10 protein-coding genes are annotated in these 12,021 nt (G+C 67.4%); 9 read left to right on the forward strand and 1 reads right to left on the reverse strand.

Annotated features, from left to right (window positions below):
- The first annotated feature begins 17 nt into the window (after positions 1 to 17).
- Positions 18 to 1,547, forward strand: coding sequence for a DHA2 family efflux MFS transporter permease subunit (locus JYG32_RS22140; protein ID WP_213266974.1), 1,530 nt, complete (start codon positions 18 to 20; stop codon positions 1,545 to 1,547).
- A gap of 39 nt (positions 1,548 to 1,586) precedes the next feature.
- On the opposite strand, the gene JYG32_RS22145 is transcribed toward JYG32_RS22140, so the two are convergent.
- Entirely contained in the window at positions 1,587 to 3,101 is a 1,515-nt protein-coding gene (locus JYG32_RS22145) for an acetyl-CoA hydrolase/transferase family protein (protein WP_213266975.1), read from the reverse strand.
- Between the two features lie 651 nt (positions 3,102 to 3,752).
- Between JYG32_RS22145 and JYG32_RS22150 the strand changes: the two genes are divergently transcribed.
- From JYG32_RS22150 to JYG32_RS22185, 8 genes are all read left to right on the forward strand, one after another.
- Positions 3,753 to 4,433, forward strand: a complete 681-nt coding sequence (locus JYG32_RS22150; protein ID WP_213266976.1) for a CDP-alcohol phosphatidyltransferase family protein — start codon at positions 3,753 to 3,755, stop codon at positions 4,431 to 4,433.
- Complete coding sequence (locus tag JYG32_RS22155) at positions 4,430 to 5,239, forward strand: HalD/BesD family halogenase (protein WP_174382620.1); 810 nt, start codon at positions 4,430 to 4,432, stop codon at positions 5,237 to 5,239. The genes JYG32_RS22150 and JYG32_RS22155 overlap by 4 nt, the downstream gene beginning before the upstream one ends.
- Entirely contained in the window at positions 5,236 to 6,237 is a 1,002-nt protein-coding gene (locus tag JYG32_RS22160; protein ID WP_213266977.1) for an HpnL family protein, read from the forward strand. The genes JYG32_RS22155 and JYG32_RS22160 overlap by 4 nt, the downstream gene beginning before the upstream one ends.
- A gap of 36 nt (positions 6,238 to 6,273) precedes the next feature.
- Positions 6,274 to 7,041, forward strand: a complete 768-nt coding sequence (locus JYG32_RS22165; protein ID WP_213266978.1) for an NTP transferase domain-containing protein — start codon at positions 6,274 to 6,276, stop codon at positions 7,039 to 7,041.
- A complete protein-coding gene (aepX, locus tag JYG32_RS22170; protein WP_174382623.1) occupies positions 7,038 to 8,726 on the forward strand; it encodes a phosphoenolpyruvate mutase in 1,689 nt (562 codons plus the stop codon). Before JYG32_RS22165 ends, aepX begins: the two co-directional genes overlap by 4 nt.
- A complete protein-coding gene (aepY, locus tag JYG32_RS22175) occupies positions 8,723 to 9,904 on the forward strand; it encodes a phosphonopyruvate decarboxylase (RefSeq protein ID WP_213266979.1) in 1,182 nt (393 codons plus the stop codon). The genes aepX and aepY overlap by 4 nt, the downstream gene beginning before the upstream one ends.
- Complete coding sequence (locus tag JYG32_RS22180) at positions 9,904 to 10,968, forward strand: 2-aminoethylphosphonate aminotransferase (protein ID WP_213266980.1); 1,065 nt, start codon at positions 9,904 to 9,906, stop codon at positions 10,966 to 10,968. The genes aepY and JYG32_RS22180 overlap by 1 nt, the downstream gene beginning before the upstream one ends.
- Before the next feature lie 302 nt (positions 10,969 to 11,270).
- Positions 11,271 to 11,840, forward strand: coding sequence for a YdeI/OmpD-associated family protein (locus JYG32_RS22185; protein ID WP_213267443.1), 570 nt, complete (start codon positions 11,271 to 11,273; stop codon positions 11,838 to 11,840).
- The last annotated feature ends 181 nt before the right edge of the window (positions 11,841 to 12,021 follow it).

Here is a 12,021-nt window from a genome sequence, read left to right on the forward strand (position 1 = left end):
CCCCATGGAGACACCGCTTGAACCCCGCCGCCGACGCCCCCGCCTCGCCCGCCCTGAACCGGCCGATGCTGACCCTGTCGATCATGCTCGCCACGCTGATCCAGACCCTCGACAGCACGATCGCGAACGTCGCGCTGCCGCACATGCAGGGCACCCTGTCCGCGTCGCAGGACGAGATCACGTGGGTGCTGACCTCCTATATCGTCGCCGCGGCGATCGCGACGCCGCTCACCGGCTGGCTGTCCGACCGGCTGAGCGTCAAGCGGCTGCTGATTGTTTCGATCGCGGGCTTCACGGTCGCCTCGGCGCTGTGCGGGCTGTCCGAGACGCTCGTGCAGATCGTCGGCGCGCGGCTGCTGCAGGGCGTGTTCGGCGCCGCGCTGGTGCCGCTGTCGCAGTCGATCCTGCTCGACATCAACCCGCGCGAGAAACAGGGCCAGGCGATGGCGATCTGGGGGATGGGCGTGATGGTCGGCCCGATCCTCGGCCCGACGCTCGGCGGCTGGCTCACCGACAGCTACAACTGGCGCTGGGTGTTCTTCATCAACGTGCCGATCGGTGCGTTCGCGCTGGCCGGCGTGATGACCTTCCTGCCCGCGCGCGCACCGCGCCCGCACGTGAAATTCGACGCGTTCGGCTTCGCGACGCTGGCGCTCGCGATCGGCGCGTTCCAGGCGATGCTCGACCGCGGCGAACAGCTCGACTGGTTCGGCTCATACGAAATCCGCATCGAGGCGCTCGTCGCGGCGCTCGGCTTCGCGTTCTTCCTCGTGCATACGGCGACCGTCGGCAACGCGTCGTTCTTCAAGTCGGAACTGCTGCGCGACTCGAACTTTGCAACGGGCACGCTGTTCATCTTCGTCGTCGGCGCGGTGCTGTACGCGACGCGCGCGCTGCTGCCGCCGATGCTGCAGAACCTGATGGGCTACCCGGTCGCGACGACCGGCCTCGTCACCGCGCCAAGCGGCGCGGGCACGATGATCGCGATGCTGTTCGTCGGGCGGCTGCTGAAATACGTGGATGCGCGACTGCTGCTGCTCGCGGGGCTGTCGATTTCGGCGCTCGCGCTGTGGCAGATGATGCAGTACACGGTCGTGCTGTCCGAATCGGACATCGTGTGGCCCGGCGTCGTCCAGGGCTTCGGGCTGGGGCTCGTGTTCGTGCCGCTGAGCGCGCTGTCGTTCTCGACGCTGCCGCCCGAGCTGCGCGCGGACGGCACGGCCACCTACAGCCTGATGCGCAACATCGGCAGCAGTATCGGCATCTCGATCGTGCAGACGCTGATGACGCGCAACACGCAGGTCGCGCATGCCGACCTCGCGACCCACATCACGCCGTTCAACCCGGCCGTGCAGGCGATCGCCGGCAGCCAGCTCGACTTCGCGCTGCTCGACCGCACGATCAACCAGCAGGCGACGATGATCGCGTACCTGAACGACTTCAAGCTGATGTTCGTCGCGACGCTGCTGATGATTCCGCTGTTGCTGCTGATCCGCCCGCCGCAGAAAACGGCGAGCGTCGACGTCGCGCACGCGGCGATGGATTGACGATCACGGCGGGCGCACGCGACGCGCGCCCGCTTCGCGTCAGGCCTTCATCGTCCCGGTCCGCACGTAGCGCTCGTGCCACGACAGCGCTTCGGCGAGCAGGTGCGGCGTGTGCTTGCCGAAGCTTTCGCGCGACGCGCGCTCGAAGTAGTCCTCGAGCATCGGCCGGTAATCCGGGTGCGCGCAGGTCGCGATGACCTTGCGCGCGCGCTGCTTCGGCGACAGGCCGCGCAAATCCGCGAGGCCCTGCTCGGTGACGACCACCGCGACGTCGTGCTCGGTATGGTCGACGTGGCTCGCCATCGGCACGATCCGCGAGATCGCGCCGCCCTTCGCGGTACTCGCCGACATGAAACACGACAGGTAGCCGTTGCGCGCGAAGTCGCCCGAGCCGCCGATGCCGTTCTGGATCTTCGTGCCCATCACGTGCGTCGAGTTCACGTTGCCGTAGATGTCGGCCTCGATCATCCCGTTCATCGCGATGCAGCCGAGGCGGCGCACGAGTTCCGGATGGTTGCTGATCTCCTGCGGGCGCAGCACGATCTTCTCGCGGAACGTCGCGATCTCGTCGGCGAAGCGCTGCACGGCGGCCGGGCTCAGCGACAGCGCGGTGGCCGACGCGAAGCTCAGCGTGCCGTCGTCGAGCAGGTCGAGCATGCCGTCCTGGATCACTTCGGTGTACGCGGTCAGGTTCGAGAAGCCGGCCGAGCCGAGCTCCGCGAGCACCGCGTTCGTGATGTTGCCGACGCCCGACTGCAGCGGCAGCAGGTTGTCCGGCAGCCGGCCGCGCTTCACTTCGTGGCGCAGGAAGTCGATCAATTGCAGCGCGATCTGCTTCGACGTCTCGTCCGGCGCGGAGAACGCATTGCTGCGATCCGGCGCGTCGGTCTCGACGATCGCGACGATCTTGTCGGCCGGGCAGCGCAGGTACGGCTCGCCGATCCGGTCGTCGCTCTTCGTCAGCGGAATCGGCTTGCGATGCGGCGGCAGCGCCGTGCCGTAATAGATGTCGTGCATCCCGTCGAGGCCGAGCGGCTGGCGCGCGTTCACTTCGAGGATCACGTGCTTCGCGCGTTCGAGCCACGTCTTGTTGTTGCCGATCGACGCGGACGGAATCAGCAGCCCGTCCTCGCGGATGCCCGCGACTTCGACGATCGCGACGTCGAGATCGCCGTACAGCCCGAACCACGCATATTGCGCGACGTGGCTCAGGTGGACGTCCTGGTAGTCGACTTCGCCGCTATTGATCTTGTCGCGCAGCGTCGGGTCGGACTGGTACGGCAGCCGCATCGAGATGCCGTTGGTGCGGGCGAGCGCGCCGTCGAGTTCCGGCGCGGTCGACGCGCCCGTCAGCACGTTGATCCGGAAGTCCTCGCCGCGCGCGTGCGCCGCGTCGATGCGGGCGGCAAGCGCGGCCGGCACGGCCTTCGGATAGCCCGACCCGGTGAAGCCGCTCATGGCGACGGTCATGCCGGGACGGATCAGCGCGGCGGCTTCGTCGGCGGTGCGGACGAGCGAACGCAGGGCGGGAGCGAGGATGCGTGATGAAGACATGGCTGGTTTCTGACGCTTTGATCTGTCGTTGACGTCGCGGGGGCGCTCCTGAGCGACATGAAGCCCTTGGGGCCGCAAGGAGCGGCCTGCACCACAGGCACGGTCGGAGTATCGCAGACGCGCTCGCCGCGAAATGTCCGTCGGATGCAAAAGATCCTTGCCGAATTTGCCGGGTATCGAACGACCGTTCTGTGACAGGTGCTCCGCATGAACCGGATGCACACGAAAGGTGCGCGAAAGCATCGGGACGAATGACCGGTCGCCGATCGCCAACCTTCGCGAATCAATCGGCGGATTTCCATTGCAATTTGCCGCCCGCCGATCGGCAATGGTCGATACGGATGCGGCGCGGCCGATTGTCGCCCGATGCGCCGTTTCCGGGCCTGACGCAGATCAAGATCGCACGCGCCGCGCGCCGCCCGCCGGCATGCACGAAAAGCACCGCCGCAGCGGCCTTCGAGGCCCGCCTGTCCTTGACAGCCGCGCGATGCGAACCACACTGGAATACGGGCCCGGCCGCCCCGTTTGCGCGCCCTTTCGCACGCCCGGTTTTCGCCCGACCGCGGCCCGCAAGAAGCGGTATCACTACCGTATGTCAGGACACTGATTGAATAAAAAGCAACAAATTACAATTCCGTATATATTTCGCCGATGGACCAAAGAAAAACCGCCACACGCTCCGAGCCCCCCCTGCCTCGCACCTGGGATGCGCGGCTCGCGCGCTCGCTTGTCCGACCGCTTGTCGATACGCCGGTCACCCCGAATCACCTTACTACGCTTCGTCTGCTGATCGGCCTCGCCGGCGCCTGGTGCCTCGCGCACGGCGGTTTCGGCTGGAGCAACGCGGGCGCGTTCCTGATCGTGCTGTCGAATTTCGTCGACCACACCGACGGCGAGCTCGCGCGCATCAGCGGCAAGTCCAGCAAGATCGGTCATTTTTACGACCTCGCGGCCGATGCGGTGGTGACGATCGCACTGTTCGTCAGCATGGGCCTCGGCATCGTCGCCCAGGGCGGCCAGATGGCCGCGTCGCCGGTGCTGCTCGGCGCGGTGGCCGGCGCGGCCGTCGCGCTGATCTTCTTCCTGCGCATGCGGATCGAATCGATCGCCGGCAAGGCCGGTACCAAGCAGGCGTTCGCCGGCGGCTTCGAGACCGAAGACGTGCTGTATCTGCTGCCGCTCGTGACGCTCGTCGACGGCGTCGAACCGTTCCTGCTCGCGGCGTCGATCGGCGCCCCGCTGTTCGCCGCATGGGTCGTGATCGACTGGTGGCGCGTCGTCCGGCGCGGCAACCTCCCGCAGAATCCAACCGAAATCCAGGCTTCCAAATGACTCCGAGCACGCGCGACGACTCCGTGCTGAGCCCGGCACGCCCCGCGCCTGCGCGCGCGGCCGCGTCCGACCCCGATCGCACGGTGGCCGACTGCGTCGGCCATCTCGACCTCGACCACCTGCGCGGCGACTACACGCGCCAGGGGTCGTTCCTGTATCTCGACGCGTTCCTGCCGGCCGACGCGCACGCGAAACTCGCGGCGGCCGCCCGCGCGATGCAGGCCGGCCTGAACCGCAATTACCTGCCCGGCCACAAGCAGGGCGGCAGCGTGAGTCGCCATACGATCGACGAGCAGGCGCCGTACATCGCCGAGCTGTATCGGTCGAAGGCGCTGATCGGCTTCCTCGAGAAGGTCACGGGCGACAAGCTGATGCTGTCGCCGGACGACGATCCGCACGCGTACGCGCTGTATTACTACACGAAGCCCGGCGATCACATCGGCTGGCACTACGACACGTCGTACTACGACGGCCGCCGCTACACGCTGCTGATCGGCGTGATCGACGAATCGTCGTGCCGGCTCGACTACGAGCTGCACACGCGCAACCCGGACGTGCCCGACGAACCGGGCTCCGTGCAGATCGCCGACGGCGGCATCGTGCTGTTCGACGGCGACAAGCTGCGCCACCGCATCACGCCGCTCGGCCAGAACGAGATGCGCGTGTCGCTGACTTTCGAATACGTGACGAACCCCGGCATGCGGCCGTGGAAGCGCTTCATCTCGAACATGAAGGACGCGATCGCGTATTTCGGTTTCCGCCAGGTGTTCAAGCAACTGGCCACGCGACGCACGATCGGGTCATGACACGCGCCGGCCTGATCCTGCTGTCCCTCGGGACGGCACTCTTCATCGCACTCCTTGCATGGCAGGGCGTCGGCGCGGTCGCGTCCACGTTCCTCGCGGCCGGCTGGGGCCTCGCGCTCGTCGCGGCGTTCCACGTCGTGCCGCTCGTGATCGACGCGATCGCGATCTCCGTGATGTTCCGCCGCGGCCAGCCGGGCGCCGAGCTCGGCAACGCGCTGCGCGCGCGCTGGGTCGGCGAATCGGTCAACAGCCTGCTGCCCGCCGGGCAGATCGGCGGCCCCGTGCTGATGGTGCGCCACCTCGCGCAGCGCGGCACGCGGATGGCCGACGCGGCGGCTGCCGTTACCGTCGGCACGACGATGCAGGCGCTCGCGCAGATGGCGTTCGCGCTGATCGGCATCGCCGCGTTCAGCCTTTATGCAACGCACGAGTCGGTCGCGCACCTGCGCACGCCCGCGCTGATCGCCACCGGTGTACTCGGCGCGCTCGCCGTGCTGTTCTACATGGCGCAGCGACGCGGGCTGTTCGGCCGCGGCCTGCGCCTCGCGTCGAAGCTGCTCGGCCCGCGCGACTGGTCGTCGCTCGCGACCCGTGCCGACGCGATCGACGACGCGGTCGGCGCGCTGTACCGCGATCGCGCGAAGGTCGCGAAAACCTTCGCATTGAGCCTCGTCGGCTGGATCGTCGGTACCGCGGAAGTGTGGCTCGCGCTGCACTTCCTCGGGCACCCGGTGAGCTGGCTCGACGCGCTGCTGCTCGAAAGCGTCGGCCAGGCGATCCGCGGCGCGGCCTTCGCGATCCCGGGCTCGCTCGGCGCGCAGGAAGGCGGCTACCTGCTGCTCGCCCCGCTGGTCGGACTGCCGCCCGACGCGGCGCTCGCGCTGTCGCTCGCGAAGCGCGCGCGCGAACTCGCGCTCGGCCTGCCCGGCCTGCTCTATCTGCATTTCAGTGAAAGAAACTGGCAGCGGCGCCGTGCGCCGCAGCCGCTCGCCGACTGATCGTTCAGATCCGCCGGCTTTTTGGTTGGAGAACCCATGCGAGCCATCATTCTTGCGGCAGGCCTCGGCTTGCGCCTGCAACAACCGCCCGAGGCACAGTTCCCGAAGTGCCTGCTGCGCTTCGACGACGTTTCGCTGCTCGAGCGCCATCTGCGCGTGCTCGACGCCGCGGGCGTCGACGAGATCGTGCTCGGGCTCGGCTTCCAGGCCGGGAAGGTCGAGCAGGAATTGAAGCGCCTCGGCCGCCAGGCCGAGATCGTGCTGAACGAGCGCTACGACCTCGGCAGCGTGCTGACCGTGCATACCGTCGCCGATGCGATGACGCGCGGCGGCGACGTGCTGCTGATGGACGCCGACGTGCTGTATGACGAGAACATCCTGCACGCGCTGGTGGCCGATCCCGACAAGGCGGTCGACCGCCTGCTGATCGATCGCGACTTCGAGGCCGGCGACGAACCCGTCAAGCTGTGCGTGAAGAACGGCGTGCCGGTCGAGCTGCGCAAGCAGCTCGCGGTCGACCTCGACTACGACACGATCGGCGAATCGGTCGGCTTCTTCCGCTTCACCGAAGGCACCGCGCGCCGCCTCGCGACGATCGTCGCGAGCTACGTCGACAGCGGCCGCGCGAACATGCCGCACGAGGAAGCCGTGCGCGACCTGCTGCTCGAAGGCGGCCATTCGTTCGACGTCGCCGACGTCACCGGCTCGCCGTGGATCGAGATCGACTTCCCGAACGATGTCGCACGCGCGACGCAAGAAATCCTCCCCCTGATTCAACGCACCACCGCAGGAGCCGCACGATGAACGCACGCGAACCCAACTTCACCGAATCGCGCAGCGCACGCCTGCGCCGCATGCTCGTCAGCAGCGACCTCGAATTCCTGATGGAAGCGCACAACGGCCTGTCCGCGCGGATCGTCCGCGAGGCCGGCTTCAAGGGGATCTGGGCTTCGGGCCTCGCGATCTCCGCGCAGTTCGGCGTGCGCGACAACAACGAGGCCAGCTGGACCCAGGTCGTCGACGTGCTCGAATTCATGGCCGACGCAAGCGACCTGCCGATCCTGCTCGACGGCGACACCGGCTACGGCAACTTCAACAACGTGCGCCGCCTCGTGAAGAAGCTCGAACAGCGCGGCATCGCCGGCGTCTGCATCGAGGACAAGCAGTTCCCGAAGACGAACAGCTTCATCGACGGCGAGCGCCAGCCGCTCGCCGAGATCGACGAGTTCTGCGGCAAGATCAAGGCCGGCAAGGATTCGCAGACCGATCCCGACTTCTCGATCGTCGCGCGCGTCGAGGCGCTGATCGCGGGCTGGGGGATGGACGAGGCGCTGCGCCGCGCGAACGCGTACGCGGAAGCCGGCGCCGACGCGATCCTGATCCACAGCAAGCTGTCGCGCCCGGACGAAATCCTGCAGTTCGCACGCGAATGGAGCGGCAAGGCGCCGCTCGTGATCGTGCCGACCAAGTACTACAGCACGCCGACCGACGTGTTCCGCCAGGCCGGCATCAGCACCGTGATCTGGGCGAACCACCTGATCCGCGCGTCCGCGTCGGCAATGCAGGCCGTCGCGCGCGAGATCCACGAGAACGAAACGCTGATCAACGTCGAAGACCGCGTCGCGTCGGTCAACGAGATCTTCCGCCTGCAGGACGCCGACGAATACTCGGCGGCCGAGCGCATCTACCTGTCGTCGTCGTCGCGCGCGTCGAACGCGGCGGTCGTGCTCGCCGCGAGCCGCGGCAAGGGGCTCGAAGCCGTCACCGAAGACAAGCCCAAGGTCATGCTGCCGGTCGCCGGCAAGCCGCTGCTGCGCTGGCTCGTCGACGGCTTCAAGAAGCAAGGCGTGAACGACATCACCGTGGTCGGCGGCTATCGCGCCGACGCGATCGACACGTCGGGCATCAAGCTCGTCGTCAACGAGCGCCATGCGCAGACGGGCGAGCTCGCGTCGCTCGCGTGCGCGGCGGAGCGCCTGACGGGCGACACCGTGATCTCGTACGGCGACCTGCTGTTCCGCAGCTACATCCTGCGCGACCTCGCCGAGAGCGAGGCCGAGTTCAGCGTCGTCGTCGATTCGTCGCTGACGCAGCCGTCGAACCAGAGCGTGCGCGACTTCGCGGTCTGCTCGGCCGCCGACGACCGCGGCCTGTTCGGCCAGAAGACCACGCTGCAGCGCGTGTCGAGCGACGCCACCGAAGGCACGACGCACGGCCGCTGGATCGGCCTGCTGAACGTGCGCGGCGCCGGCGTCGATCGCCTGAAGGCGATGCTCGCGACGCTGCAGGCGCGCGACGATTTCGACACGCTCGACCTCCCCACGCTCCTCAACGAACTGATCGCCGCCGGCGAGAAGATCGAAGTGCAGTACGTGCACGGCCACTGGCGCGGCGTCAACGATCTCGAAGACTTCCGCCGCGCGGGCGACTTCGCGCACGGCCAGACGCCGCTGTCCGAGCCGGGCGCCGGCAACGGGGGCGCGCAATGATCGAAGCGGCCCGGTTCGTCGAGGCCGCGCGCGAACGCGGTTTCGACTGGTACGCGGGCGTGCCCTGCTCGTACCTGACGCCGTTCATCAACTACGTCCTGCAGGACCCGACGCTGCACTACGTGTCGGCCGCGAACGAAGGCGACGCGGTCGCGCTGATCGCGGGCGCGACGCTCGGCGGCAAGCGCGGGATCGCGATGATGCAGAACTCGGGGCTCGGCAACGCGGTGAGCCCGCTGACGTCGCTGACCTGGACGTTCCGCCTGCCGCAACTGCTGATCGTCACGTGGCGCGGCCAGCCGGGTGTCGCCGACGAGCCGCAGCACGCGCTGATGGGCCCGATCACGCCCGCGATGCTCGACACGATGGAGATTCCGTGGGAGACGTTCCCGACCGACCCCGAACAGGTCGGCCCGGCACTCGACCGCGCGATCGCGCACATGGACGCGACGGGCCGCCCGTACGCGCTCGTGATGCAGAAAGGCAGCGTCGCGCCGTATGAACTGCAGGCGAACCCGGCGGCGCAGCCGCGTGCGCATGTCGCCGCGCAATCGTCGTCGCGCGCCGTGTCGGCCGACGCGTGGCCGACCCGTCACGACGCGCTGCAACGCGTGATCGCGCACACACCGGTCGATTCGACCGTCGTGCTCGCGTCGACCGGTTTCTGCGGCCGCGAACTCTACGCAATCGACGATCGCCCGAACCAGTTGTACATGGTCGGCTCGATGGGTTGCGTGACGCCGCTCGCGCTCGGCCTCGCGCTCGCGCGCCCCGACCTGCGCGTGGTGGCCGTCGACGGCGACGGCGCCGCGCTGATGCGGATGGGCGTATTCGCGACGCTCGGCACCTACGGCCCGGCCAACCTCACGCACGTGCTGCTCGACAACGGCGCACACGAATCGACGGGCGGCCAGGCGACCGTGTCGCGGCACGTGTCGTTCGCGGGCGTCGCGGCCGCATGCGGCTACGCGTCGGCGGCCGAAGGCGACACGCTCGACGTGCTCGATGCCGCGCTTGCCGCGTCGAGCGATGGTGCGCAGTTCGTTCGTCTCGCGATCCGCACGGGCGTGCCCGACGGCCTGCCCCGCCCGACCGTCACGCCGGTCGAGGTCAAGACCCGTCTGATGCGGCACATCGGCGCCGCGCAGACCGAAGCCCACGCTGAAGGAGCCCATTGATGCTGCTGCTGAACCCCGGCCCGGTAACGCTCACCGAACGCGTGCGCCGCAGCCTGCTGCAACCCGACCTGTGCCATCGCGAAAGCGAATTCTTCGATCTGCAGGACGAAGCGCGCGCGCGCCTCGTCGCCGCATACGAGCTCGATCCGGCCGAATGGGCCGCCGTGCTGATGACCGGCTCGGGCACGGCCGCCGTCGAGAGCATGATCGCGGCGCTCGTGCCGCAGGACGGCAGGCTGCTCGTGATCGAGAACGGCGTGTACGGCGAGCGGATCGCGCAGATCGCGACGCAGTACGGGATCGCGCACGACGTGCTGAAGCATGAATGGATGCAGGCGCCCGATCTCGCGCAGATCGCCGCGCGCCTCGACGCGGGCGGCTACTCGCACGTCGCCGTGATCCATCACGAAACGACGACGGGCCGCCTGAACGATCTCGGCGCGATCGCCGACGTATGCCGCGCACGCGGCGTGAAGCTGCTCGTCGACGGCGTCAGCAGCTTCGGCGCGGAAGCGATCGACTTCGCCGGCGGCGACATCGACGCGGTTGCCGCGACCGCGAACAAGTGCCTGCACGGCGTGCCGGGCGCGGCGTTCGTGATCGTGCGCCGCAGCGCGCTCGCGAAGGCCGCGAGCCGCACGTACTACCTCGACCTCGGCCGTCTCGCGAAGCTGCAGGACCAGCGCAACACGCCGTTCACGCCGTCCGTGCACGCGTACTACGCGCTCGTCGAGGCGCTGCGCGAATTCGACGAAGCCGGCGGCTGGCGTGCGCGCCATGCGCATTACAAGGCGCTCGCCGACCAGGCACAAGCCGGCCTCGCCGCGCGCGGGATGCCGCTGGTGCTGCCGGAAGGCGCGTCGTCGGTCGTGCTGCGCGCGTACCGGCTGCCGCAGGGCGTCACGTACGAGACGCTGCACGACGGCCTGAAGGCACGCGGCTTCGTGATTTACGCGGGGCAAGGCGGGCTGTCGAAGGAACTGTTCCGCATCTCGACGATGGGCGCGATCGAAGCGGCCGACGTCGACCGGTTGCTGGATGGTTTTACTGCGCTGACGCGGTAAGCGGCTGCAGCTTCTCGTCGACCGAAGGCCCGCAAGGGCCTTTTTTGTTCTTCGCGGATTTCTGTGGGTGTCGCTTGTCGCCCCCTGCCGGTCATCGCCGGAACCGATGGCAATGGCAGATGTTGGTGGGAAACCGGTCAACTGGATGCTCCGCCAGGAAAGACCTCCATCTTCCCTCCGATGGGATACACGCTGAATTGTCGATAAATCGGGTATTTCCAAATCCGCGTAAATCGGTAATCTACGAGGTTTCAGTGAACGAAAAAGCCTCGCTGCCTGAATGCAACCATTCGGATCGCTCCATGACTGAGCCTCGTCTGACATTCCTTGACCAGCATGAATGGGAAAACTGGTTGACGCAAAACGGCGGTACCTCGACCGGGATATGGCTGCGCCTTGCCAAAAAGGGCGCCGGGCAGCCAACCTTGACTTACGAACAGGCGCTGGAAAGTGCCCTTTGTCATGGCTGGATAGACGGTCAAAAACAGACTGAAAGTGAAGAATACTGGCTGCAACGCTTCACTCGACGCTCCGCAAAAAGTATCTGGTCCAGGCTCAACAAAGACCGGGCCGAAGCGCTGATCGCCGCGGGCAGAATGCTTCCTTCGGGCATGCGAGAAATCGAGAAAGCCAAAGAGGATGGCCGCTGGGAGGCTGCCTATACGTCCGCCAGCAACTCGGTCGTGCCGGACGACCTGCAGGCCGCACTGGATGCCAATCCCAAGGCCAGCGCGTTCTTTGCGACGCTGAACGGCCGAAACCGCTACGCCATCCTGTTTCGGATACAGAATGCCAAAAAGCCCGCAACACGGGTGCGCAAGATCGACGAGTTCATCGGCATGCTGAATCGCGGCGAAACCATTTATCCCTAGACTGGGAGGCTCGACAGCCGACGAAAATCACCGGACGATGCCGCGCTCAAGGCGGGCGACCCGCAGCGCGCTCCACGCCTCAGCGCTGGCGAGCGTCGATCAATGCCGGCTTGCGGTTCATTTATCTCTTTGGCCGCTATTCGCGCGTGACCGGTCGTTACGAAAATCCGGCCGAGCGTCG

Source organism: Burkholderia pyrrocinia (genome assembly GCF_018417535.1).
GTDB lineage: Bacteria > Pseudomonadota > Gammaproteobacteria > Burkholderiales > Burkholderiaceae > Burkholderia > Burkholderia pyrrocinia_E.

What these genes read in the sequence shown, in the direction of transcription:
- JYG32_RS22185 (WP_213267443.1), top strand. Translation starts at nt 11,271, where the DNA reads ATGACTGAGCCTCGTCTGACATTCCTTGACCAGCATGAATGGGAAAAC.
- aepY (WP_213266979.1), top strand. Translation starts at nt 8,723, where the DNA reads ATGATCGAAGCGGCCCGGTTCGTCGAGGCCGCGCGCGAACGCGGTTTC.
- JYG32_RS22165 (WP_213266978.1), top strand. Translation starts at nt 6,274, where the DNA reads ATGCGAGCCATCATTCTTGCGGCAGGCCTCGGCTTGCGCCTGCAACAA.
- JYG32_RS22145 (WP_213266975.1), bottom strand. Translation starts at nt 3,101, where the DNA reads ATGTCTTCATCACGCATCCTCGCTCCCGCCCTGCGTTCGCTCGTCCGC.
- aepX (WP_174382623.1), top strand. Translation starts at nt 7,038, where the DNA reads ATGAACGCACGCGAACCCAACTTCACCGAATCGCGCAGCGCACGCCTG.
- JYG32_RS22150 (WP_213266976.1), top strand. Translation starts at nt 3,753, where the DNA reads ATGGACCAAAGAAAAACCGCCACACGCTCCGAGCCCCCCCTGCCTCGC.
- JYG32_RS22160 (WP_213266977.1), top strand. Translation starts at nt 5,236, where the DNA reads ATGACACGCGCCGGCCTGATCCTGCTGTCCCTCGGGACGGCACTCTTC.
- JYG32_RS22155 (WP_174382620.1), top strand. Translation starts at nt 4,430, where the DNA reads ATGACTCCGAGCACGCGCGACGACTCCGTGCTGAGCCCGGCACGCCCC.
- JYG32_RS22180 (WP_213266980.1), top strand. Translation starts at nt 9,904, where the DNA reads ATGCTGCTGCTGAACCCCGGCCCGGTAACGCTCACCGAACGCGTGCGC.